Genomic DNA, 24,061 nt, shown 5'->3' with positions numbered 1-24,061 from the left:
GGTGCGCTCCGGGGTGCGTCAGATGATGGGGTCGGGCACAAAGAACCCGGCGGAAGCGGCCATCGCCCGATCGGAAAGGACGGTGAACCCACCCGTGGTCAGCATGTCCCCCGATATGAGGGCGTTCGCGCCCGCGCTCAGGCAGTCGCGACCCGCCTCGCGCAAGAGCGCGCGCCCGCCGGCAAGCCGCAGCGACGTGCCGGGCATGGCGAACCGGAACAACGCCACCGTGCGCAGCACCTCGTCGTGCCCGAGCGGCGGCATGTTTGCCAGCGGCGTGCCGGGAATGGGGTTCAGCACGTTGATGGGCACGGAGTCGGGGCCGATCGCGCGCAGTTCGAGCGCCAGGTCGATGCGGTCGCTCCGGCTTTCCCCCAGCCCGATGATGCCGCCGCTGCACACTTCCAGCCCGGCGTCGCGCGCGGCTTGTATCGCGTGCAGCTTGTCATCGTAGCCGTGCGACGTGCATATATGGGGAAAGAACGCGCGCGAGGTTTCCAGGTTGTTGTGCACGCGCTCAAGCCCGGCTTGCGCCAGCATGGCGAAATCCTCCTGCGAAAGCAGGCCGAGCGAGGCGCACACGGAAACGCCTGTCGCGCGTTTGACGGCGGATATGGCGTTTGCAGCTTGCTCGACTTCGCGCGGGGACAGCTTTTGGCCGGATGAGACGAGCGAGAACCTTTGCACGCCGGCTTCGACGTCGCGCTTCGCCTGGTCCACGATGGCGTCCACGCTTTGGAAGGGGTACTCCTGAACGGAGACGTTCCAGTGGGCCGATTGGGCGCAGTACGCGCAGTTCTCCGGGCAGCGTCCGCTTTTGGCGTTGACGATGCTGCACAGGTCGAAGTCGTCGCCGCAACGCGCTTGGCGGATGCGGTTCGCGGCCGCGGCAAGGTCGGTCAGCGGCTCGGCGGCAAGCGCCATCAAATCGTCGCGGCTGAGGTCGCCGCCTTCGACGGCGATGCGTTCGCATCGGGCGAGGGGGTTGCGGTCGAAGGCGCTCATGCGCGGCCCTGCTTTTGGCTTATCAGGGGCAGCAGGCGCTTGGCAAGCGCGGCGCTGGCGAAGCACAGCGCGATGTCGCCCGGCACGGCAAGCACGAAGCAGTACAGCACAAGGGGCCCGAGCGCGATGGGGGCTCCTATGACGAAGTTGCTGATCAGGTAGAAGTAGACCATGCCGATCAGGTAGACCACGCCCAGCCCGGCGAAGCATGCGGCAAGCAAGCGCTTCATGGAGGGTCGCGGCGTCGCCCACGCGATGCGCGCTGTGAGGTACGTGCCCGCGCAAAAGCCGATCAGATAGCCGAAGCTCGGCTGCGCCAGATACCCGATGCCTCCGCCGGACGCGAAGATGGGCAGGCCGATCAGTCCGAGCGCAACGTAAGCCGCCACGCTCAGCGTTCCCCAGCGCGGGCCGAGCAACAGGCCGGCTATGGTGGTGAACAGGAATTGCAAGGTGAACGACACCACGGGAACCGGCACCTTCACGAAGGCTCCTACCGCGATGAAGGCGCAGAACAGCGCGCACAGCACAAGCGACCGCGTGCGGGCTTTCGTGTTGTTCGCCAGGCTCGGGCGGGTTGATGCTTCGGCTGCTTGCTTAGGCATGGGCGGTGCTCACTTCCCCGTACGGGAGCTCCAGGCGCGTTTTGTCCGGAAGCTCTACCACCAGTTTGAAATCCTCGGTCAAGTCGACGGCCCGCGCGCGCACGCGCGACTCGTCGCGCGTGATCACGATGGGCTCGCCCAGCAGAAAGCAGCGGCGGCGATACTCGTCGTAGAACGAACGGTCGGGTAGATGCCGGTACAAGTCCCAGAACCGATCGAGCACTTCCGCCACCAGCCGGTTGCGCAGGGCTTTTTCGTCGGCGTCGCAGACGGATCCCGCAATGTCGCCAAGGGGGGCGGGAAATCCTTCCGCGGGCGGCTTCACGTTCACCCCGATGCCCAGCACGGCATGGTCGAAGCAGCCCGACTCCATGTCCACGGCGCCTTCCGTCAGGATGCCGGCCACCTTCTTTCCGTTGCAGTAGATGTCGTTCACCCATTTGATGGAAGCCTGCTTGCCCGCTACGTGCTCGATCGCCTGGGCGCAAGCAACCGCCGCGGCCGTGGTCAGGTACTGGGCGCGATCGGCTTGCAGGGCGGGCCGCAGCACGATGCTCAGGTAGATGCCGGTTGCGGTGGGGGAAAAGAACTCCTTGCCCCGCCGTCCTTTTCCCGCTGTCTGCCCCTCGGCCACCACGACGGTTCCTTCGGGTGCGCCCTCGATTGCGCGGCGGCGCGCTTCGTCGTTCGTCGAGTCCACAAGCTTGCGGACGATCAGGTTGAACGGGTGGTCTCGGGGCAGGAACCGCTCTATGCCTTGGGGCGAGAGCAGGTCGTTTTCCTGCGAGAGGGCGTAGCCCTTGTTCGTGACGGCGTCTATTTCGTAGCCTTCCGCACGCAGGGCGTTGACCGCCTTCCATACGGCGTTGCGGCTGACGCCGATGGCCTCGGCAAGCTTCTCTCCCGACACGTACCGTTCTCGATTGCTTTCCAGCAGGCAGAGCAGCTGCTCTTTGGTTCCCATCGACCCTCCGTTTGTTCGCTCGGTATGCGCATGGTAGGGGAGGCGCGGTCGTCGTGTCAACGAATTCCGGTGCTTGCGGGTGACAATGCGGCCGGGACGAAGCGAACGCTTCCTGTGCGGCACGGGTGCGCGCGGGGTTGTACCGCATGCTTGAGCGGCGCGCGGGGCTTGCCGCACGCTTGGTTTTTCGATGACGTCGCCCGACGCTCCCTACCGCGCCGGTTGCCTTTCCGTGCGCGAAGCCATAGAATATCGTTATTGAACAAACTGTTCATTATTGATCGAGTTGTTTAAAAGGAGTGCCTCCATGGCAGAAACGCGTGGCGACGCCTCGGCGTCCTCCTGCGAAGACAGGCGCATTACGCGGTCGAAGAAGGCCCTGCGGGACGCGATCGTCGCGCTTATGGAAGAGCGTGATTTCGACGACATCACGGTAAACGACCTGTGCGAGCGAGCCGATCTGAACCGCGGCACGTTCTACAACCATTTTCGGGATAAGGACGATTTGCTGGCTACCCTCGAAAACGAGGTCATAGCCGATCTGGACCATTTCCAAGAGCAGATGCAGGACCTTACGGTTCCTTACCTTTGGACGCACAAGACCAAGAAGCGGCCGCTGCCCCTGCTGGTGGAACTGTACGATTACCTGCGCGAACAGGGTGACTTCCTGCACGCCGTTCTGGGTCCCGGCGGCGATGTGCGCTTTGCGCCGCGCCTGCGGGACTCGGTTTGCACGAACCTGATCCAATCCATCCTGCACGAACGCTACCGCAACGATCCCGAGCCGTTGGTGCGGTACTACGTGGCGTTTTTCGCGTCGGCGTACATGGGCGTCATCATGCGCTGGATCGAGACGGGCATGCAGGAAAGCTCGGAGGACATGGCGCTGATCGCCGTTCGGCTGTTCTTCATCAAGCCGGGCGAATCGATTGTATTGTAGGTGGAAACGATGAACCGAAACGACGAAACAACCCCTTCGAAGGAGAACGTCATGGTGAACGAGACCATGCTGAAGAGCGCACTGCGCATCGGCATCGACGTGGGCTCGACTACGGTGAAGCTGGCTATCCTGGACGAGGCGAACGACGTCAAATTCTCCGTCTACCGCCGTCACCACGCCGACGTGCGGGCTACGATCATCGAGGTTTTGAGCGAGGCCGCGGCTGATTTCGGGAACGAGCGCATGACCATCGCCATCACCGGGTCGGGCGGTTTGCTGCTGGCCCAATGGCTGGGAATCGAATTCGTGCAGGAGGTTATCGCGTCCAAGACCGCGGTGGAAACCTTCATTCCCGAAACCGACGTGGCCATCGAGCTGGGCGGCGAGGATGCGAAGATCATCTACTTCGATCAGGGCATCGAACAGCGCATGAACGGCACGTGCGCCGGCGGTACCGGTGCGTTCATCGACCAGATGGCCGCCTTGCTCAACACCGACGCCGGCGGCTTGAACGAACTGGCTCGCAACCACACGACCATCTATCCCATTGCAAGCCGTTGCGGCGTGTTCGCGAAGACCGACGTCCAGCCCTTGCTGAACGAAGGCGCGCGCAAGGAGGACATCGCCGCGTCCATCTTCCAATCCGTGGTCACGCAGACCATCAGCGGCTTGGCGTGCGGGCGTCCCATTCGCGGGCACGTGGCGTTTCTGGGCGGCCCCCTGCAGTACCTTCCCGAGCTGCGCAAGCGGTTCTACGAAACGCTCGACCTGGACGACCAGCACATCATCGTGCCCGAAAACGCGCACCTGTTCGTGGCGGGAGGCTGCGCCATTGCCGGCGCGGCAAGCGACACCGTGAAGGCCGAGCTGCTGGCCGACGTGCTCGATCGCCTGAAGAACCTTGGCGACATGCAGGGGTCCGAGGTGGTGCGCCTGGACCCGCTGTTCGCCGACGAGTTCGCATACCGCGAGTTCAAGCGCCGCCACGATGCCGAGGTGGTGCGCCGCGGCCAGCTTATGGCCTACGACGGCACGGCCTATCTGGGCATCGATGCAGGGTCGACCACGTTCAAGGCGGTTCTGATCGGGGAAGACGGCGCGCTTCTGTGGTCGCATTACGCCAGCAACAAGGGCGACGTGCTGGGGTGCGCTCGCGCGGCGCTTTCCAACCTGTACAACGACATGCCGGTGGACGCCGAAACGGGCGAGCCGCTGGTGCGCATCGGCCACGCCACGGTGACCGGCTACGGCGAGCACTTGCTGCTGGAGGCACTGCGCCTCGACTCGGGCGAGATCGAAACGGTGGCGCACCTGAGGGGCGCTCAGGAGATGCTGCCGGGCGTGGAGTTCATCCTGGACATCGGCGGGCAGGACATGAAGTGCCTGCGCGTGAAGGACGGCGTCATCGACCACATCATGCTCAACGAGGCGTGCAGCTCGGGCTGCGGCAGCTTCATCGAAAGCTTCGCTACGGGCTTGAACTTGAGCGTGTCGGAGTTCGCGCAGGCTGCCGTGGAGGCGAAACGACCCGTTGACCTGGGAAGCCGCTGTACGGTATTCATGAACAGCCGCGTGAAGCAGGCGCAGAAGGAAGGCGCCACCGTCGGCGACATCGCGGCGGGCTTGGCAATTTCCGTCATCAAGAACGCGCTGTTCAAGGTCATTAAAATCCGCGACCCGCACGACGTGGGTTCGAAGGTCATCGTGCAGGGCGGCACGTTCCTCAACGATGCCGTGCTGCGCGCGTTCGAGCAGTTGTCCGAAGTCAACGCGGTGCGCCCCGACATCGCGGGCAACATGGGCGCGTTCGGCGCGGCTCTGCTTGCGCGCGACCGGTACCAGGAGGCGATGGCCGAGCGCGAGCGCAGGGGTCAGGCGGCTGCGGCGTGGAGCTCGGCCGACGATGAGGCGCTTGCGCCTGCTGTGCTGGAATCGACCATGCTCACGCTCGAGCAGCTTTCTGCGCTTTCCCCCACGCATAAAACCGTGCGCTGCAAGGCGTGCTCGAACCACTGCCTGCTGACCGTCAACGACTTCGGCGTAGACGAGCGCACGGGCAAGCGCCGTCGCTTCATCACGGGCAATCGCTGCGAGAAGGGTGCCGGGACGTTCGACGAAAGCAAAAACGTGCCGAACCTGTACGAGTACAAGTCGAACCGCCTGTTCGGCTACGAGCCGCTTTCCGCCGAAACGGCCACGCGCGGTTCGGTGGGCATCCCGCGCGCGCTCAACATGTACGAGAACTATCCCTTCTGGTTCACGTTCTTCACCGAACTGGGATTCCAGGTGGTCTTGAGCGATCCTTCCACGAAGAAGACCTACGAATCGGGCATTGAGTCCATGCCGTCGGAGAGCGTGTGCTACCCGGCCAAGATGTCGCACGGTCACATCATGAACCTGCTGGACAAGCGTCCCGACTTCATCTGGTTCCCGTGCTCGAAGTGGGAGCGCCAGGAGGACCAAGGTGCGGGCAACCACTTCAATTGCCCGATCGTTGCCAGCTATTCCGAGGCATTGCGTCTCAACGTGGACGATCTGCGTACGTCCGGGGTGCCGTTCCTCAATCCGTGGCTGCCCTACGATCAGAAGGAGCATCTGAAGAAGCGCCTGTTCGTGGAACTGGTCGAAACCCATCCCGAGCTCATGGGCACGGCGGCTGCGCCCACGCAGGCCGAGGTGGACGCGGCGGTGGAGGCCGCTTGGGCCGAAGACGAGGCGTTCAAGCGCGACATCCGCGCGAAGGGCGAGGAGACGCTTGCGTGGATGGAGCAGACGGGCACGCACGGCATCGTGCTGGCGGGACGCCCGTACCATAACGACCCGGAGATCAACCACGCCATCCCCGAGCTGTTGACCAGTTTCGGCTTGGCAGTGCTGACCGAAGATTCGATTGCCCATCTGGGGCAGCTCGAACGCCCGATTCGCCTGGTCGATCAGTGGATGTACCACACGCGCCTGTACGCTGCCGCCAAGGTTGCCACCGAGCGAACCGACCTCGATCTTATCCAGCTGAATAGCTTCGGCTGCGGTTTGGACGCGCTCACCACCGATCAGGTGCAGGAGATCCTGGAACGTGCGGGCAAGGTGTACACCGTGCTCAAGATCGATGAGGTGTCGAACCTGGGCGCCGCGCGCATCCGCGTGCGCAGCTTGCTGGCCGCGCTCAAGGACCAAGCCGAAGAGCGCGCCGACGCCCTGCGCAAGCCGCGCCCCTGCCCGGTGGGCATCACCGTGCCCGAGAGCTTTTCGGAGAAGGCCTCGCCCGAGGTCATCGCCAGCTTCAAGCAGCGCGAAGGCGCGACGACCGAATTCCCCCGCGCCGTGTTCACGCAGGAGATGAAGGACGCGGGCTACACCATCCTGGCGCCTCAGATGGCTCCTATCCACTTCGACCTGCTGGTGGAGGTGTTCCGCAAGGAGGGCTACAACTTCGAGCTGCTTCCCTCGGTGGACCACGGCGCGGTGGACGCGGGCCTCAAGTACGTGAACAACGACATTTGCTATCCGTCCATTCTGGTTACGGGCCAGATCATGGAGGCGGTCATGTCCGGGCGCTACGACACGGACAAACTTGCCATCGTCATCACCCAAACCGGCGGCGGCTGCCGTGCCACGAACTACATCTCGCTTATCCGCAAGGCGCTTGCATCCGTGGGCTTGCCGCATGTGCCCGTGATCGCGCTTTCGTTCAAGGATTTGGGCGAGGACAACCCCGGCTTCAAGGTGACGCCGAAGATGCTGCTTCAAGCCACGTACGCCGTGCTGTACGGCGACCTGCTTATGACGGCTCTGTATCGCACGCGTCCGTACGAGGTGGAGCCGGGCAGCGCGAACCGCCTGTTCGATCACTGGATGGCCGAGTGCAAGGGCCAGCTGAAGCGCGGCCTCAAGCGCAGCGAGTTCAAGCGCGCGGCCCGGCGCATCGTGGAGGATTTCGACACGCTTCCCTTGCAGGGCGAGGGAACGAAGCCGCGCGTCGGTGTGGTGGGCGAGATTTTGGTGAAGTTCCATCCGACGGCGAACAACCAGGTCATCGACGTGATCGAGCGCGAGGGATGCGAAGCGGTCGTGCCCGGCTTGGTCGAGTTCTTCCTGTTCGGCATAGCGGGGTCGATCTTCCAGAAAGACCCGCTGGGACGCAGCGCGAAAAGCGCGCTCGGCGGCAGGATCGGCCTTGCCTTCATCGACAAGTTCCGTGCTCCGGTGACGAAGGCGCTGCGCGATTCGAGCCGCTTCGAGCCGCCTGCGAACATCTACGAGCTGGCCGAGTACGCAAGCGAGATCCTCAGCCTGTGCAACTCGATGGGCGAGGGGTGGCTGCTCACCGCCGAGATGGTGGAGCTTATCAAGACGGGCGCGCCGAACGTGGTGTGCGCGCAGCCGTTCGCCTGCCTGCCGAACCACGTGGTGGGTCGCGCCGTCATCAAGGAGCTGCGCCGCCGCTATCCCGAAAGCAACATCGTTGCCGTGGACTACGATCCGGGCGCGTCCGAGGTGAACCAGCTCAACCGCATCAAGCTCATGATCAGCGTGGCGAAAGCCAACCTGGTCGAGAAAGAGCAGCAAGCGCGCGCGAGTCGCGACGAGTTCGTGGGATCGACCTGCCCGTGCGCTTCGTGCGAGCGAGCCGGTGCGCTTGAGATCGAAACGGAAAAGGCGTAGGGCCGACCGACTGGCGCCCTGCGAGAAGAAGGCGAAGAGGGGGGGCTGAAAAGCCCCCCGCTCGCGCGCGGTTTCCGGGCTCTGTCAAAACGGACGAGTTTTGCGGGGGTTTTCGCCTCTCGCCGACAGGTTGCCAAGGGGCATTTTCCATCATGCCTGGTCAGAGACTTGCTCGTTGCGTTTATCCTGGTTTGAGGACCAGCAAAACTCGTCCGTTTTGACAAAACCTCGACGAAGAGGGCGTGGCGGGATGGGATACGATTCGGGATGGGACGCGATCCTGCTCGCGGACGGGTAGCGTCCCCTTGCAGGTGTAGGCCGGTCGTTCCCCTCGAAGGCCGCGCGGATGCGGGAGCGTCCCTCGCCGTTCGCACGGGGCCTAGTCGGCGGGATGGAAGTCCTCGGCCATTTCGCGTGCGGCGATCACATCGTCTGTGACCAGGCCGTCTATGCCGTAGCTGAGCAAACGCGCCATGTTGGCGGGGTCGTTCACGGTCCAAGCGTAGACGATTTTCCCTTCGCGGTGCGCGTCGTCGACAAGCTGCCGCGTAACGAAGAAGTCGTCAACGCTGAAGTAGTCGACGTACGGTATGTGGGAAAGGTAGCCGTACGCCAGCGTCATATCGTACATGGTGGGCATGAGCGGGTCGGCTTGCTTTACGCGTACGAGCGCGTCGTAGGAGATGCTGGCAACGGCCACGTGGTCGCGCATGCCGTAAGCGTTGATGAGGTCGACCGTCTTCCGCTCCAGGTCGGTGCCGTGACCGTCGGGTTTGACCTCGATGTTCATCTTGATTTTGCCTTTGCAGAGGGCAAGTGCTTCCTCGAGCGTGCATACGCGCTGATCGGCGAACGCGGGATCGAACCAGGATCCGTTGTCCAGATCTTTGATCTCGTTGTACGTGACTTCCCAAAAGTTCTTGTCCAGCCCCGTCGTTCGCTTGAGGTTGGCGTCGTGCATGACCATGAGCACGCCGTCGGCGGTTTGCTGCACGTCGAGCTCCACCCAATCAGCGCCTTCGTCGATAGCCTGCTGAAAGGCGGCAAGCGTGTTCTCCGGGGCGGTGCGGGCTCCTCCACGATGCGCGGTGATCTCTACGCGGGCGGGCGGTTCCTGCGAAGGCTCGAACAGGCCGTGGGAAGTTATGTACGAAGTCGAGGATGCAAAGGCGATCAGGGCGAGCGCTGCTGCCGTTGCCCTCTTGGCAAACGGCGTGCGTCCGGTTGGGCCCGATGGCTCGAAGCGATAGTCGCCGGGGATGTTCTTTTTGTCGGTGAGTTCGTAGAATGTGCAGCTCAGCGCAGCGTAGCTGAACGGGGTGAGCAGGCATTGCGTGATTATCAAGAACCCGAGCGAAATGACGGCAAGCCCTATCGAGGCAACCGGGGAGGCGTCTCCCTCGATCAGCACCGTTAGCGTGAATATTCCAATGAGCGCTACCGCCGCCGCTTCTGCGGCGAACAGGCCGACAAGCGCCAAGATGCGGCGAGCCAGCATCCAGCGAGCGCCGTGCAGCAGGCGCTTGCTCGAAGCGCGCGCCTGCATCCAGTCCTCGTTGCGCAGCGTGAAGAAGTGCACGCCGAACGCAAGGAAGAAAGCGTGGATGTACAGGGCAACGAACAGTGCGATCAACGCGCAGGAAAGCACGTTGTTTTCCCAGATGAAGTCCATGATGAATTCGGGAGGCCTGAAATCGGTCAAGACCGACGAGGTCACGGCCAGGTTCGTGAGCGGAACAAGCAGCAGCACGAAGGGGATCAGCAGCCAGTTGCGTGGATAGACGATGCGCACGGCTTGCTCGAACGTGCGGTTCGCCAGCTCGCGCACCCCAATCTTTCGCCGCATCCTTCCGGCCTGCATCAGCAGCACGAGCGCGCACATTTCGAACAGCGACCCCAGGCTTAGCAAGAGTATGGCGAACAAGGCGCACGGCCAGGTTACGGGGCTGCCAAGGAATGTCGCCAGATTCGCGTCGCACAGGTAGGAAAGGCCGGCGGCGTACAGCGCGAAGTCTATGAGCCCTAAACTGAGCGGCACGAACAAAATGGCGAATGCAATCTGGAATCCTGCTTCGAACAGGAAAACGGTTCGCAGGTTGTACGCGAACAGCCTCCAGGTGCTGCGAATGAAGTTCATGAGTCTCCTTGGAAAGCGGCGAGATCGCCGTACGCTTTAGCTCCTTGTTGGACTCATGATACCAGGTTGGTTGCGGGAACGCCTTGAGGGAGCGGGCGACGGACGGGGTGTGGGCAAAGGCTTCGGAGCGCATCGTCGCCCGCGCGAGCAAGCCGTTTGCGGCAGTGGAGGAGCGGACGCCAAGGGCGACGGCAACGGTTTCGTAAACTGTAATCAACAAAGTATCAATTGGGCGTACACTAAGGCCGTCCATCGGACCCTCTTGGAAACCTCTCGAAAGAAGGCGCTCATGAGCATCTACGATTTCACCGTGAAAGACCAGCAGGGCAACGCCGTTTCGCTTGCCGATTACCGCGGACGCGTCCTGCTTATTGTGAACACCGCCACCGAATGCGGCTTTACGCCGACGTATGCCCAGCTCGAAGAACTGTATCGCGCTCTGCGCGAGCGCGGGCTGGACGTTTTGGACTTCCCGTGCGACCAGTTCGGCCATCAGGCTCCGGGAACGAACGAGGAGATCGCGGCGTTTTGCACTTCCCGCTTCGGCGTGACGTTTCCCCAGTTCGCGAAGATCGAGGTCAATGGCGAAGGCGCCGATCCGCTGTTCGCGTACCTGCAAGAGCAAAAGGGCTTTGAGGGGTTCGACCGGGGCCATGAGCTGACGCCTGTTCTGGAGGACCTGCTGGCGAAGGCCGATCCCGGATACGCCCAGAAGCCTTCCATCAAGTGGAACTTCACCAAGTTCCTGGTCGATCGCGACGGGAGCGTCGTTCGCCGCTTCGAGCCCACGGCGAGCATCCCCGATGTGGTTGCGCCTGCCGCAGAGGAGCTGCTGTAGTCGGCTGCGAGCCGAGCCATTTTACGACCGGGGTGCCGAGCAGCGCTTGGGCACCCCGCTTTGCATCCTTTGCATCCTTTGCGCCCTTTGCACCTGCGCGCTTTACGCCTCCAGCTTAAGGTCGCCGTCCTTGATGATGCCCGCTTTCCTCATGACGGCGCATATCCCCCAACTGAGAAGGGCAGGCAAGATGAAGCAGATCAGCGCCAGTCCCAGCCAGTCGAGAGGTCCGGCTGCCGGTGCGCCCGCCATGGCATCTGCAACCCATCCCGTGTACACGCCGATGGGGCCTACCAGCCCGCACGTTCCCATGCCCGATGCGATTGCGCTGCCGTTTTGCTGGAGCTGAAAGACGCAGGTGGCGATGGGGCCGGTGATGGCCGATGCCAGAATGGGCGGAAGCCAGATGATCGGCTTACGCACGATGTTGCCCATTTGCAGCATGGACGTGCCCAGGCCCTGCGACACCAGTCCGCCCCAGCTGTTCTCCTTGAAGCTCATGACGGCGAACCCCACCATCTGGGCGCAGCATCCAGCTACGGCCGCGCCGCCCGCCAGCCCCGTCAAGCTGAGGGCGGCGCAGATGGCGGCCGACGAGATGGGCAGCGTCAAGGCGATGCCGATGACCACCGACACGATGACGCCCATGAAGAACGGCTGCAACTCGGTTGCCCACATAATGAATCCGCCCACGGACGACGCCAGGGCGCCGATGGCCGGGGCGACGGCGATCGACAGGCCGCAGCCCGCCAGGATGGTGACAGCGGGCGTTGCCAGGATGTCGACCTTCGTCTCCTTCGACACGGCCTTGCCGCACTCCGACGCCACGATGGCAACCACTAGCACGGCAAGCGGCCCGCCCGCGCCGCCCGCAGCGTTCGCGGCGTAGCCTACGGCGGCAAGCGAGAACAGAACGAGCGGCGGCGTTTTCAGGGCGTACCCGATGGCGATGGCCATGGCGGGCCCGGCAACGCTTTTGGCGAAGCCGCCTATCTCGTTGAAGAACGCGATTCCCGTAAGGTCTCCCACGGTGGCGAGGATGGTTCCGATCAAAAGCGAGGCGAACAGGCCTTGCGCCATGGCCGACAGCGCGTCGATAGCGTAGCGTTGCGGCGATATCTCGATGTCTTTGCGTGCGAGAAAGGAAGCGACGGCTCCTTGCGACATGATAATCCCCCTGATTGTCGAGCGGTTTCGTGGAACTGTACCCGTTCGATCCCTCAGGGGGAATGCTCGGCGGCGTTTTTTCGGCGAGGAGCGCTTACTGCGTGCGGTCGTCCAGCCATTCGATGGCGTCGCGGATAACGCGGTCGCGCTTGAACTCGTTGAATATCTCGTGGTAGAGGCCGGCGTAGATGCGCAAAGACTTGTCCGTGGCCGACACCTCCTCGTACATGTCGATGCTGTCTTGCGGGCTGACCAAGCCGTCATCGCCGCCGTGCAGCAAAAGCACCGGGTCGGAAAAATCCGCAGCGTGCTCGCGGAGCCATACGTGGCCGTCGTGCACGGCGCGCAGCAGCGCGACGGAGAATTCCTTGACGACGAACGGATCGGCCAGGTATGCCTCGCCTACGGCAGGATCCGAGCATACGCCGTCGCCCAGTTCGTTGGGGAGGTAGGTTTGCGGGTCGAGCCCCTGCTCGACCACGCCCGCTGCCAGGCCTGCATGATCGCGGGTCCAGGCTCCCGACAGCACGTAGCCGCTCAGCTTTCCGGGGTACGTCGTTGCGTAGCTGGCTGCGCCGAACCCGCCCATGGAATGCCCGATCATGAACAGCGGCAGGTCGGGGAAGTGCGCGCGGGCTTCTTCTACGAACAGATCCGTGTCGGCCACGATCTGCTGGCGGTTGTCGTACCAGACTGCCTTGCCCATCGACCGGCCATGCCCGCGATGGTCGAAGCGCACCACGGCGTAGCCGGCCGCCAGCAGCTGTTCCACCACGTAGTCGTAGCGACCGTAGTGCTCGCACAGGCCGTGGACGATGACCGCGCACGCCTTCGGGTTTTCGGGCGCGTCGATGCGTCCGACCAGCAGGAATCCTTCTGCTGCCTTCTTCGTGAGTTCCTGGTGCATGGGACCTTCTCTCTATCGGGTACGACGTTGGTTCCATTGTAGCGCGTTGCGCGCGGGGAAGAAGGATCGGCTGCGGCGGAATCGACGGCTCGGAAGCCGGCGCCTCGTGGGCCCGCGACGCGCGCCATCTTCAACCGCCCTGTGCGCTTCTTGCCCCGCGAACTGCGCCGCCGCTTGCTGGTCCCGCGAACCCCCCTCGCACCCCGCAACCCCCCTGAACCCCGCATCGCCGTCCGTCGCATCGATTTTCATTCAGGTCTTGACGGCGCGGATTCCTTCCCTATACTGAACACCTAGTGATTTGCTGTAGTATTCGAATCGGCTTTTTGCACCCGGAAGGAGGTTGGCCATGATAGCTGGTTTCTCGTACATGAACATGATGATGCCCCGCGCTCTGTCCATGCTGATGGGCATGCGTCCGCGCATGCGCATGTCGTGCTTCGAGAATTGTCGCAACGCTATCCTTGTTTCTTAGGGTGAACGTACATACCGTGTCGCGATTCTCGGAAGCCTCAGGCTTCTTTTTTTTATGCCCGAACTCGGGTTGTCCTCCTGCAAAAGAAAGGTACTTGTCATGAAATGCAAGCTTGTTGCTCTGCTCTCGATCGTTGCGAGCCTGTGCGCCGCGCTGCTCCTGTTTTCGGGCTGTTCGGCTCCTGGAGCGGATGATTCCAGCGCGAAGTCGCTCAAAGTGGGCGTGGTCGCCGGTCCGTATCAAGATCTGTTTCGCGAAGCCGTCGAGCCGTCGTTGAGAGAACGGGGGTATTCCGTGAGCTACGCTGAGTTCTCGGATTACGTCCAGCCCAACAACGCCCTTGTCAACGGAGACATTTCGCTTAACGTGTTCCAACATTCCACGTATCTGAACAGCTTTGCCCAGCAGCATGGCCTTGATCTGGCCGCTCTCGCCGAAATTCCTACGGCGGCCATGGGCGTTTTCTCCAACAAGGTGGGTTCGCTCGACCAGTTGAGCGAAGGGGCGACGGTGGCCGTTCCCAATGATGACACCAACCTGTCGCGTTCGTTGCGCGTGTTGCAGCAGGCTGGTCTTGTCTTCCTTGATTCGGCGGTGGACCCCGCCAAGGCGACGGTCGACGATATCGCGTCCAATCCCAAGAACATCGTTATCAAGCAGGTCAACGCCGAGATTCTGCCCACGGTGCTCGATAGCGTGGACGCAGCCGTGGTCAACGGCAACTACGCCATCGGCGCGGGCCTCGACCTTGCCGACGCGGCTTATGTGGAGCAGCTTTCCGAGGGTTATTACAATGTGATCGCGGTGCGCGGAGAGGATGCTGCCGCTCCCTTTGCCCAGGACATCGTTGCCATTGTGAGCTCGGACGCCTTCCGACGCGCCATCGAGGACCCCAGCCGCCCCTTCTCCGCCTTCAGTAGGCCGAGCGGTTACTAAGAGGATTCGTCCACGTGAGGAGCATCATGATCGAGTTGAAAAACGTGCGCGTCGAATTTCCCTCGGGGCAATCCAAGGCGCCGGCCGTTGACGGGGTGAGCCTGGCCGTGCGCGAAGGGGAGGTGCTCGGCATCGTCGGGTCGAGCGGCGCTGGGAAGTCCACGCTTGTCAGAACGATCAACCTGCTGCAAGCGCCCACCGCCGGGGAGGTGATCGTCGACGGCATTTCCATCGTGGGGCAAAGGGGCAGGCAGCTGCGCGAAACCCGCGCGGGCATCGGCATGATCTTCCAGCACTTCAATCTGTGGAACGCGAAGACCGTCGGCCAAAACGTTGCGTTTCCGCTCAAGCAGGCCGGGTGGAGCAAGCGGCAGACGGACGAGCGCGTTGACGAGGTGCTGAGGTTCGTGAACCTGCTGGACAAGAAGGACGTCTACCCGCGCACGCTCAGTGGCGGGCAGAAGCAGCGCGTGGCGATCGCGCGGGCGCTTGCCCCCAGTTCGCGCATCCTGCTGTGCGACGAGCCTACGAGCGCGCTCGACCTGGAGACCACCGCATCGGTCCTGGACGTGCTCAGGCGCGCGAACGAGGAGCTGGGCGTCACCATGGTGGTCATCACGCACGAGCTGGACGTGGTGAAGCGCATCTGCCATCGGGTGGCGGTTATGGGCAAGGGCCGCATCGTGGAGCATGGCAGCACGTTCGACGTGCTTTCAAATCCCCAGTCGGAGGTGGCGAAGGGCCTTGTCGAGCAAACGCAGCGCTTCGACCTGCCTGAAGAGGTGCTGCAGCAAAGCGGAGCGCTGTTCAAATTAACGTACGCGGGCCCTGCCGCAACCGAGCCGGTTCTGTTCGAAGCGGGGTCTTCGTTCGACGTGACGATATCGATCGTGCACGGGCGGATAGAGTACCTTGCCCAACAGCCTTACGGGATTCTGTACGTGCTGGTGAACGGCGAGCCTGCGGAAATAGAGAAAGTCGCGGCGCACTTGAGGGCGCGCGTGGAGCGTTTGGAGGTGGTGCGCCATGCTGGATAACATCGTGCGAATTGCGCCGGAGCTTGGCGTTGCGTTGGGTCAGACCGCGTTCATGTGCTCGGTTGCGCTGGCGGCCGCCGTGGTGGTCGGGGGCGCTCTGGGAATTCTTCTGTACGTCACCGGCACGCGCTTGTTCGTGAAGAACGTCTGGGTCAACAGGCTGGTGGGGGCCGTGCTGAACGTGGTGCGCTCCATTCCGTTTCTCATCCTGCTCATCTTCTTGCTGCCGCTGTCGTCTTTGATCGTGGGCACGAAGATCGGCAGCGAGGCCGTGGTGGTTCCCCTGTCCATTGCCGCGATCGCGTTTTTCGCGCGGTTGTCGGAAACCTCGTTCGCGGAGGTTGACCGGGGTATGCTGGAGGCCGCGTTCGCCGCCGGCGCCAGCAAAACCGCGGTCGTGCTGTTCGTGCTGCTGCCAGAGGCGCGTATTCCGCTGATCAAGGGCATTACCATCACGGCTATTTCCATCCTGGGCTTTTCCGCGATGGCCGGCATCGTGGGCGGCGGGGGCCTGGGCGATCTGGCGTACCGGTACGGCTACCAGCGCTACCAGGCCGACGTCATGGTGTCGTGCATTGCGGTGCTGATCGTGCTTGTACAGGCGATACAGTTTTTGGGCGACGCGTGGGTTGCCCGAGCTCAGAAGATGCGCTAGCCTCGCGCGCAGCCTGCCAACCGCGCTAGCGTTCGCGCGCAACCCGCCAACTTGCGTTTTGTGAGCGATGGTTGGCGGGTTGCGTTTGCCATTGGGCTCGTCATGCCCGACAATGGAGACCGGTTGAAACGCCGTTGCGCACCGAGGCGCCGGCACGACGAAAGGGGAGTTGCATGGAGCTTGCGTATGGCTGCCTGGCCTGTACGGGAGACAATCCGCTACCGTTCATCGTGGGCGGCGTGGTGGCGCTCGCGCTTGTCGTGCTGGTGGTGGCGTTCGTTCTTATGCGTCGAAAGTAGCGGGGTAGCCAGTGGAATCTTGTGCAGCCGGAACTCGCGCAGCTGGAAAGCTGGTTATATGCCCGACGCCTATCGGCAACTTGGGGGACATGCCGCAGCGTGCGCTTGCGGCCTTGCAGTCCGCCGATGCGGTATGCGCCGAAGACACGCGCGTCACGGGCAGGCTTTTGGCGGCGTATCGCATCGAGAAGCGCATCGAGCGCCTTGACGAAGCGCTCATGGGCGAGCGCGCGTCGGCCATCGTCGATCGCGTGGCGGCCGGAGAGGTGATCGCGTACTGCTCCGATGCCGGCATGCCCGGCGTGTCGGATCCCGGCTTGCGTTTGGTGCGCGCCGCGCATGAGGCCGGCGTGCCCGTGGAGGTGCTGCCCGGTCCGACTGCTGCGGCTACGGCGTACGTGGCCAGCGGCAGCACGAACCCGCGGTTCTATTTCGGCGGCTTCTTCCCGCGCAAGGATGCGGAGCGCCGCGCCACGCTGGAGTCGTTGCGTGCCCTCGACGCCGCGCTCATCTTCTACGAAAGTCCTAATCGCCTGGTCAGCGCACTTGAATCGCTTGCCGAGGCGTACCCTTACCGCGAGGGCGCCGTATGCCGCGAGTTGACGAAGCTGCACGAGGAAGTGGCGCGCGACTCCCTGCCGCGCCTGCGCGACATGTTTGCCGCTCGTGCGGAAGGCGGCGGCATCAAGGGCGAGATCGTGCTGGTGATCGATGGTCCCAGCGTGGCGGAGGGTGCTGCGGCCGAGGAAGACGCCGAGTCTGCCGCTCGGACTCGAGCGGCAGAGCTGAAGGCTGCCGGCGCGCGCAACAAGGACGTAGCTCGCACCATAGCCGACGAGTTCGGCATTGCGCGCAACGCGGCCTACGACATCGCGCTCGAGGCGTAGGGAGCCGCATGTCCCAGGGTTTTCGCGATGCGCAGCGCGGGAGCGGCGCTCTTGCACCCGCAGGTCGTTCGGCGCGCGGGCGTCGTGCGGGCGATGCTGCGGTAGAGCTTCTTGTGGACGGTCTGCCCGTACGCTTGACGCGCAAGCGCGTGAAGAACCTCAACCTGCGCATCGCGCGCACGGGCGGCTGCGTGGAGGTTTCCGCTCCGCTGCATGTGCGCGACCAGGATGTGGAGCGCTTCGTTCGGGAGAAGCGGACGTGGATCGACCAGAAGCGCGCGCAGGCTGCGTCGTCGCCTGCGGCTCGGGCGGCTCAGGCTTCGCCGGAACAGGTTGCCGCATGGCGCGCCGTGGTGGAGGCGTGCGCTCCGGTGCTGGTGGAAGCTTGGGAGCCCATCATGGGCGTGAAGGCGGGCAAGCTGGCGTACCGGAACATGACCAGTCGCTGGGGCAGCTGCCAGCCTTCGACGGGCCGCATCTGTCTGAACGTGCGCCTGGCGCTGTATCCCCCGGAATGCTTGGAGTACGTGGTGGTTCACGAACTGTGCCATCTTTTGGAGCGGGGTCACGGCCCGCGCTTCAAAGAGCTTATGGATACCTTCATGCCTGATTGGCGCGAACGGCGCGATAAGCTGCGATAAAGCCTGGTTAGAAGGCAAATTAGTTTGCATGCGATACGTTGCCGAACTGTAATGTGCACGTTTGCCGAAGGGTGGGGGCTCCCAAAGTGCCGGTGCTACCATGGCCTTATGGGACAGCAAACGGACAGAGCGAAACACCAGGCTGCGGGCGACGATGCGCTTGCCGCGCACGACGGATTGCCGCGCAGGCAGCGAACCGTCGTGCTGTCCATCATGATGGCCGGCACCACTGCCGCGTGCATTTCCCAAAGCATGATGATAGCGGCGCTGCCCACCATCATGCACGAGTTCGCGGTGAACGCCGCTCTTGGTCAGCTGCTTACCACATCCTACATTTTCATGCTGGGCCTTATTTCGGCCATGACGGCTTACCTGGTGAATCGCGTTGATGCGAAGAAGCTGTTCGTTGCCGCCATGCTGTGCTTCGTGGCGGGGTGCGCTGCCGCCCTGTTCGCACCGAACTACCCGCTGCTGCTGGCGTCGCGCTTGCTGCAGGCGGGCGGTGCCGGCATCGCGTTGCCGCTCATTCAGGTGGTGGCGCTTTCGGTGTATCCGCGCAACGAGTACGGACGCGCTATGGGCCTGGTGGGCTTGATCATCGGGTTCGCGCCGGCTATCGGCCCCACCGTATCGGGCTTCCTCATAGACTTTTGGGGGTGGCGCTCGGTGTTCATCGTGTTGGGCGCCGTGACCATTGTTGTGATAGCGCTGGCGCTTCCCCTGCTGACCGATGTGATGAAGCGCGAAGGGAAGCGCGAGCGTTTCGATGTTCCCTCGGGTCTGCTCTATGCGCTTGGGTTCTGCGCCATCATGGCGGGGACTACGTTCATGGAGGCGGACGGGAGCTTGAGCGCGCTGCCCGTCCTTGCGCTTGTGAGCGGCGTGGCGGCTTTGGCGGTGTTCGCTCGAAGGCAGGCGCGCATCGATCAGCCCCTTCTCAAGCTTGCGTGCTTTCGCAACCGAACCTTCGCCGTGGCTACCGGCTTGGTCATGATCGCGCAGATTGCGTTTATGGCAGGGTCGATCATGGTCCCGCTGTTCGTGCAGGATGTGCAGGGGCTGAGTGCCACGTCGTCCGGCCTGGCCATTCTTCCCGGGGCGTTGCTGCTGGGGGTACTGAACCCCGTGACGGGCCGGTTGCTGGATCGATGCGGTCCGCGCCCTTTGATCGTTGTTGGATCCGCGGTGCTGGCTGTTGGGACGCTTGCCTTCGCGGCATGCGATGCCAGTACGCCCGAGTGGGCGGTGACCGCGCTGTTCGGCGTGCGCACCGTGGGCGTGGCGTGCCTGATGATGCCCATGACGGCGTACGCGTGCGCGTCGCTTCCTGCCGAGGACCTGGCTCAAGGAACGGCCATCATCACGTCGTTTCGGCAGATCTTCGGGGCGCTTGCCTCCTCGGTACTCATTGCCATCATGGCGCAGGCGTCTTCGAACGACCTGGGCATCGATGCGTTCGGCTTCGGCGTGAGCTTCGAGGTGCAGGCGGGCGTCATCGTGGCCGGGTTCGTGGCGGGGATGCTCTTGCTTCCGCGTGGAAAAGCTCGGAAGGCGGCGTAACGTGCGGCGGCTTGCTTGTTGGTGCGGAAAAGCGGCTCGTTCGTTTTAAGCTGCTTGGGGCAGGCTTGCGCTTTGGGGCGTTGCCGCCTGCTCGCGATCGAGCAGGTAGGCTGCAATGATGTCCGCCGCCTGGTCACGCTGCTGTTCGGGGGAGATCGACGCGGAGCCGTCGCCGTCTTGCGGGCCGTAGTCGCCGAAACCTGCGTGGTTTCCACCCGCTATCTCCACGGTGGATGACTCGGAAGGCAGAAATCCCGCGTTTTCTTCGAGTTTCGAGCGGTTGAGCACCTGGTCGTTCGAGCCGTATACGGAAACGGCTCCCAGGTTGGCGTGCGAAAGGTCGCTCGCGGAGTAGGAGGCCGCCAAAACGACGCCCTTCATGCTGGGGTCGTCTGCGTGATCGGCGGCGTATTGTGCGGCCATGGATCCGCCGAGGGAGTGACCGCCCACCCACCATGAGGTGATCGCAGGGTATGCGGCGCGAACGCGGTCGGCTGCGTTGATGTCGAAGAACGCGAAGTTGAACGGCATCTGCACCACCACGGAGAAAACGCCGCGTTCGGCTAGGTCGCGCATGAGCGGGGCGTAGGCGCTGTACTCGACCTTCGCTCCCGGGTAGAACACCAAGCCGACGCTGGCGTTCGGGTCTCCGAATGCCAGGTATCCGTCGCCCTGCTCAACGGGAAGCTGCGCGGTGGACGCGAGGGTTTCGTGATGCGCGTCTGCGTCGTGGTAGTACGAGCTGGCGTACACGAGAAAGGTGCCTGCTGCCAAGCACGCTGCGACCAGCGCAATCGCTAGGGCGATTGCAAGGCGGCGAGGCCACTTCGCGCGCGGCTTGTGCGCCTTCTTGGCTTGGGGTGTTTCGTCGTTAGCTTTCATGATCGTTATGGTAGCAAAAGAAAGCGATGCAGGGTTTCTGATTTGGGGCACGCAGCTTGTATTCTTGCATGATGTCAAGTAAACTTATCGTAATGTCAAGTGTACTTGACATTACCGTTGGATCGGAACACGGTTGGGCTGGGATTATGGGTTGTGCGCGGGTTCTCCTTCGGGACTGCCGGAAAGGATTCGGTATGGACAAGCATGAGATTCTTGAGAAAAGCCGTGAGGACAATGGGCTGGTCGACGAGCGCTTCCGGTCTATGGAGCAGCGTATGCTCGTGATCGTGGGAAGTACGCTGATGCTGGGGTTGGCAATCTTGCAGGTGTGGGATCGGTCGCACGGTCTTGAAACGAACGGGATCAACGCGGTTTTCATGGCGGGGGTTGCCAGCATGGGGTTTGCGCAGTACTCCAAACTGCGCATGAAAGGGGCGCTGTTCCTGGGCGCTTTCGCTGCTGTTGCCGCCGTGATCTGGGCTGTCCAGCATGTGTTGATCACGATGTAAGGGGATCGTTCGTGATTAAGATGCCCTCGTTCGGCTTTGACGACGTTCATCGAAACGATGGCGAGTTGGAACTGAAGAACCGCCTGAAAGCGGCGCGAGCCGAAGCGGGGCTTTCTCAGTTGGAGCTTGCTCGATTGGTGGGCGTGTCGCGTCAGACCATTTCATCTATCGAGACGGGTTTGTTCAACCCAACGGCGAAGCTTGCGCTCGTGCTCTGCATTGCGCTGGATAAGAAGTTCGAAGACTTGTTCTATTTCGAGTGACGCTTTCGCTGCTGCTTTGCCGGCGACGATGCGTTTGAGCGAAACGCGTTTCGCGTCTTGGTGGACGTTGACGACCCGCCTGCTTACGAGGCGATCGCCGTGCGCTTGGCGGGCGCGTCGAACGAGAGGCTGTTGTCGTCGGTGCTTTGCATCCAAGCGATGTACGTATCGGGGAAGTGCGAGGCCAGAGCCGCGCCGAAGTCCACTCCCAGCAGCGATCCGGCTGCCGCGACGATGCGTGCGGGATTGACCGGGCTTCCGATCGAGGTCAGCACTTCGTCCATGTTGTTCTCGAACGTATCGATCGACGCCAGCCCCGCCTTGTCGTAGGTCGGCATGATTCCCGTATTGCGCTGGAATGCCTCTCGCATGCGGTCGAACAGCGTCGAGAACTGGTCGCTGGAAACGCTTGGCAGCGCAACGGTGGTTCCGTATCGCCCGTATCCCCAGGTTGAGAGCGGAAGCTTCGGCACGATGTCGGATTCGTTCACGATGTTGAAGATGTTGTCGTACGCAGGGCTTTGCCGGTCGGATTCGCGCGTGCACCCGGGAGCTGCGAACGTGTAGGCGTAGATGCCTGAAGCGGGAGCAATCTTGTTCGATGTTTCGCCAAGGTTGTTCAGCCTTGCGGCCAGCAGGTTCGCGATGGCCCCTCCGCGACTGTGGCCGGTGATCAGAATGCGGGTGCGTTCCGGGCTTGCTCCTATTTCATGCGCGTAGCGGGCGAGCGCGCGTTCCACTTCGGTTTCGGCTTTTCCGAACCCGTGGTGGTCGTCGCTGTCTCCCTGTGCATCGTGCAGGTTGAAGTTGCTGATCCATTCGATGCCGTAGCTTCCGCGCACGCCCACGAACACCAGCGTGAGGGGCGTTCCTCCTTGCGGGTCGGGAATGGTTTTGCTGGCGAAGGTGTAGGCGGCAACGTCGTGGGATCCTATGAAAAGCGCTCCCAGCTCGTCAAGGATGTTGCTGCGCAGCGCGTAGGATTCCGTGCGCACGTCGGCGAAGCCCAGGGCCCAAAGCGATTGCTCGGCGTAGGGGGCCGCTCCTTCGACATTGCTGTAGTATTGCGATTCCGAATTGCACACCGCTGCGAGCACTGCGCAAGCCGTGGCTAGATCGTGGTGGTAGAAATCGGCATCTTGAAGCAACCAGGAGTCGTTGAAGACCAAGTTCGTTGACGTCCGTCCCGCAAGGTTCGATGGATTGCTTGCCGTTACGGCCTCGCTGCAGTATTCGGCCGTGATGGTCTTGCCTGTTGCCGAGGGGGTCGGTGCAGGCGCAGATGCTTCGGCGGTCACGCGTGCCGTGGGCACAATGCCCATCGTGGCGCCCAGATAGCGAAGGGGAATCAGGAACATTCCCAAGAACATAAGACTGACGAAGATGGCCGCGGCGGTAGACGCGACGCGGCGTGCGGGCGTGGTGCGCATGGGCCTCCTGTCAATGCGGACGGCGCGGCTGCTTGCGAGAGGCTTCAGTATAGGGGCAGCCTTGCAAACAGCCGCGCGTCTTCACGCAAAGAAGACCTTTCCGGCGCACGTTGTTAACTTTCCTTAAGGTTTCGCGCGCCTCACGTGCGGTTGAAGCTAGAACGACGTCCAACCGCCGTCGGTTGCGACGACTTCGCCGGTCATGTGCGAGGCATCGTCCGAGGCCAAAAACAGGATCGAGGCGGCTTGTTCTTCGGCTTCGGCGTCTCGTTTCAGCATGGACTCGGTCTTTTGCCCGGCCATCGATGCGGCGTCGGCCGGATCCGCCCCAGCGGCTACGGCCGCCTGCTGCTTCTCCATCACGTATGCGTACGCCTCTTCGACCATGGGCGTGGCGGTTCCGGCGGGATTGACCGAGTTGACGCGCACGCCGTAGCGTGCGTAATCCAGCGCGAGGTTCTTGGTCAGGCCGTTGACGGCGTGCTTCGATGCAACGTAGGCGGGGTTGCCCGGCAAGCCGGTCATGCCGGCGATGGACGCTACGTTGACGATGGACCCGCCGCCGCCCTGCGCGATGAACTGCCGAAGCTCGTGCTTTGCGCAGAAAAACACCGTGTAGAGGTTGTTTGCCATGGTGTAGTCCATCTGCTCCTTGGTCAGCTCGTGCACGTTGTCGGGCTGGCCCATCACGCCGGCGTTGTTCACGGCGATGTCCAGACGTCCGAACGCTTCGATCGTTCTGGCCACCATAGCCTGGGCGTTCTCTTCTATGGAGAGGTCGAGGGGCAGGAACAGCGCATCGGGAGCTACGGCGCGAACCTCGGCAAGCGTTTTCTCGCCCTCGTCTTCAAGGCGGTCGACCAGCACGAGCTTCGCGCCTTCTGCGGCTGCGCGCAGAGCGGTGGCACGTCCGATGCCACGCGCGGCTCCGGTTATGATCATAACTTTTCCGTCGAAACGGCCTTCGTACGCCTGCTTTGCCATGAGATGCCTCCTTCGAGAGCGGGTTGGCGCGCTTCGCGGAAAACGGCGCGAAGCGACACTTCCAGCGTACGCTTTCGGCGATTGGGTTTGAAGGGGTTTCCGCAAAAAGCGCCGCTCCATGCGTTTTCGGCTTGCGCGGTTGGCGTCTGTGGCGGTTTGCGATACGACTGCAGCGGTTTGCGCGGCGCTTGCGGCAGTTTGCGTGACACCCGCAACGGCTTGCGTGATGCCTGCGGCGACTTGCGCGCTGTCGCTGCCAGCTTGCGCTCGCGAAATCG

22 protein-coding genes are annotated in these 24,061 nt (G+C 62.9%); 13 read left to right on the top strand and 9 right to left on the bottom strand.

What is annotated here, in order from left to right; all coding sequences use genetic code 11:
• Window positions 1-18: 18 nt before the first annotated feature.
• From bioB to LQE90_RS07555, 3 genes are read right to left on the bottom strand one after another with little or no spacing between them, the layout of a single operon-like run.
• Window positions 19-1,005 (bottom strand): biotin synthase BioB, encoded by a 987-nt coding sequence (bioB, locus tag LQE90_RS07565; RefSeq protein ID WP_216529001.1) that lies wholly within the window; start codon window positions 1,003-1,005, stop codon window positions 19-21.
• Window positions 1,002-1,610: a biotin transporter BioY gene (locus LQE90_RS07560; protein ID WP_216529002.1), complete on the bottom strand. Its 609-nt coding sequence runs from the start codon at window positions 1,608-1,610 to the stop codon at window positions 1,002-1,004. The genes bioB and LQE90_RS07560 overlap by 4 nt, the downstream gene beginning before the upstream one ends.
• On the bottom strand, window positions 1,603-2,574 hold the full coding sequence (locus LQE90_RS07555; RefSeq protein WP_216529003.1) for a biotin--[acetyl-CoA-carboxylase] ligase: 972 nt from the start codon (window positions 2,572-2,574) through the stop codon (window positions 1,603-1,605). The genes LQE90_RS07560 and LQE90_RS07555 overlap by 8 nt, the downstream gene beginning before the upstream one ends.
• Window positions 2,575-2,881: 307 nt before the next feature.
• On the opposite strand from LQE90_RS07555, the gene LQE90_RS07550 reads away from it, so the two are divergent.
• The gene (locus tag LQE90_RS07550) at window positions 2,882-3,514 is read left to right on the top strand and encodes a TetR/AcrR family transcriptional regulator (protein WP_216529004.1); all 633 of its coding nucleotides are present in this window, start codon (window positions 2,882-2,884) and stop codon (window positions 3,512-3,514) included.
• Between the two features lie 66 nt (window positions 3,515-3,580).
• Window positions 3,581-8,176: a 2-hydroxyacyl-CoA dehydratase gene (locus tag LQE90_RS07545; RefSeq protein WP_216529121.1), complete on the top strand. Its 4,596-nt coding sequence runs from the start codon at window positions 3,581-3,583 to the stop codon at window positions 8,174-8,176.
• 379 nt (window positions 8,177-8,555) lie between these two features.
• Here the strand turns inward: LQE90_RS07545 and LQE90_RS07540 are convergent, their stop codons facing one another.
• Complete coding sequence (locus LQE90_RS07540; protein WP_216529005.1) at window positions 8,556-10,313, bottom strand: glycerophosphodiester phosphodiesterase family protein; 1,758 nt, start codon at window positions 10,311-10,313, stop codon at window positions 8,556-8,558.
• Between the two features lie 289 nt (window positions 10,314-10,602).
• Here LQE90_RS07540 and LQE90_RS07535 point away from each other — a divergent pair, with 289 nt between their 5' ends.
• On the top strand, window positions 10,603-11,151 hold the full coding sequence (locus LQE90_RS07535) for a glutathione peroxidase (RefSeq protein ID WP_216529006.1): 549 nt from the start codon (window positions 10,603-10,605) through the stop codon (window positions 11,149-11,151).
• A gap of 102 nt (window positions 11,152-11,253) precedes the next feature.
• Here LQE90_RS07535 and LQE90_RS07530 read toward each other — a convergent pair whose 3' ends face one another.
• Window positions 11,254-12,318 carry a PTS sugar transporter subunit IIC gene (locus LQE90_RS07530; RefSeq protein WP_216529007.1) on the bottom strand — a complete coding sequence of 355 codons (1,065 nt, stop codon included), beginning with the start codon at window positions 12,316-12,318 and terminating at the stop codon, window positions 11,254-11,256.
• A gap of 94 nt (window positions 12,319-12,412) precedes the next feature.
• A complete protein-coding gene (locus LQE90_RS07525; RefSeq protein ID WP_216529008.1) occupies window positions 12,413-13,225 on the bottom strand; it encodes an alpha/beta hydrolase in 813 nt (270 codons plus the stop codon).
• Between the two features lie 349 nt (window positions 13,226-13,574).
• On the opposite strand from LQE90_RS07525, the gene LQE90_RS12425 reads away from it, so the two are divergent.
• From LQE90_RS12425 to LQE90_RS07495, 8 genes are all read left to right on the top strand, one after another.
• Entirely contained in the window at window positions 13,575-13,700 is a 126-nt protein-coding gene (locus tag LQE90_RS12425; RefSeq protein ID WP_255713237.1) for a hypothetical protein, read from the top strand.
• Between the two features lie 99 nt (window positions 13,701-13,799).
• On the top strand, window positions 13,800-14,636 hold the full coding sequence (locus LQE90_RS07520) for a MetQ/NlpA family ABC transporter substrate-binding protein (protein WP_231088250.1): 837 nt from the start codon (window positions 13,800-13,802) through the stop codon (window positions 14,634-14,636).
• A 26-nt stretch (window positions 14,637-14,662) separates the two neighbouring features.
• Window positions 14,663-15,673 carry a methionine ABC transporter ATP-binding protein gene (locus tag LQE90_RS07515; protein WP_216529010.1) on the top strand — a complete coding sequence of 337 codons (1,011 nt, stop codon included), beginning with the start codon at window positions 14,663-14,665 and terminating at the stop codon, window positions 15,671-15,673.
• Window positions 15,663-16,328, top strand: a complete 666-nt coding sequence (locus tag LQE90_RS07510) for a methionine ABC transporter permease (protein ID WP_216529011.1) — start codon at window positions 15,663-15,665, stop codon at window positions 16,326-16,328. The genes LQE90_RS07515 and LQE90_RS07510 overlap by 11 nt, the downstream gene beginning before the upstream one ends.
• 173 nt (window positions 16,329-16,501) lie before the next feature.
• The gene (locus LQE90_RS12420) at window positions 16,502-16,627 is read left to right on the top strand and encodes a hypothetical protein (RefSeq protein WP_255616261.1); all 126 of its coding nucleotides are present in this window, start codon (window positions 16,502-16,504) and stop codon (window positions 16,625-16,627) included.
• Between the two features lie 11 nt (window positions 16,628-16,638).
• The gene (gene rsmI, locus LQE90_RS07505; RefSeq protein WP_225748644.1) at window positions 16,639-17,514 is read left to right on the top strand and encodes a 16S rRNA (cytidine(1402)-2'-O)-methyltransferase; all 876 of its coding nucleotides are present in this window, start codon (window positions 16,639-16,641) and stop codon (window positions 17,512-17,514) included.
• Between the two features lie 8 nt (window positions 17,515-17,522).
• Entirely contained in the window at window positions 17,523-18,155 is a 633-nt protein-coding gene (locus tag LQE90_RS07500) for a M48 family metallopeptidase (RefSeq protein ID WP_216529012.1), read from the top strand.
• Window positions 18,156-18,263: 108 nt separating this feature from the next.
• Window positions 18,264-19,715 (top strand): DHA2 family efflux MFS transporter permease subunit, encoded by a 1,452-nt coding sequence (locus LQE90_RS07495; RefSeq protein ID WP_216529013.1) that lies wholly within the window; start codon window positions 18,264-18,266, stop codon window positions 19,713-19,715.
• A gap of 45 nt (window positions 19,716-19,760) precedes the next feature.
• Here the strand turns inward: LQE90_RS07495 and LQE90_RS07490 are convergent, their stop codons facing one another.
• Window positions 19,761-20,597 (bottom strand): alpha/beta hydrolase, encoded by an 837-nt coding sequence (locus tag LQE90_RS07490; protein ID WP_231088249.1) that lies wholly within the window; start codon window positions 20,595-20,597, stop codon window positions 19,761-19,763.
• 194 nt (window positions 20,598-20,791) lie between these two features.
• On the opposite strand from LQE90_RS07490, the gene LQE90_RS07485 reads away from it, so the two are divergent.
• Window positions 20,792-21,106: a DUF6442 family protein gene (locus LQE90_RS07485; protein WP_216529014.1), complete on the top strand. Its 315-nt coding sequence runs from the start codon at window positions 20,792-20,794 to the stop codon at window positions 21,104-21,106.
• 20 nt (window positions 21,107-21,126) lie between these two features.
• On the top strand, window positions 21,127-21,369 hold the full coding sequence (locus tag LQE90_RS07480) for a helix-turn-helix transcriptional regulator (RefSeq protein ID WP_225748978.1): 243 nt from the start codon (window positions 21,127-21,129) through the stop codon (window positions 21,367-21,369).
• Window positions 21,370-21,452: 83 nt separating this feature from the next.
• Here the strand turns inward: LQE90_RS07480 and LQE90_RS07475 are convergent, their stop codons facing one another.
• Together LQE90_RS07475 and LQE90_RS07470 are read right to left on the bottom strand one after the other, a co-directional pair.
• Window positions 21,453-22,799, bottom strand: a complete 1,347-nt coding sequence (locus LQE90_RS07475) for a lipase family protein (protein ID WP_216529016.1) — start codon at window positions 22,797-22,799, stop codon at window positions 21,453-21,455.
• 156 nt (window positions 22,800-22,955) lie between these two features.
• The gene (locus LQE90_RS07470) at window positions 22,956-23,783 is read right to left on the bottom strand and encodes an SDR family NAD(P)-dependent oxidoreductase (RefSeq protein WP_216529017.1); all 828 of its coding nucleotides are present in this window, start codon (window positions 23,781-23,783) and stop codon (window positions 22,956-22,958) included.
• Between the last annotated feature and the right edge of the window lie 278 nt (window positions 23,784-24,061).

The sequence above is a fragment of the Paraeggerthella hominis genome, from assembly GCF_021044775.1.
GTDB lineage: Bacteria > Actinomycetota > Coriobacteriia > Coriobacteriales > Eggerthellaceae > Paraeggerthella > Paraeggerthella hominis.
Note: the sequence above shows the minus strand (reverse complement) of the source record. Positions and strands in the feature narration are given on the sequence as shown.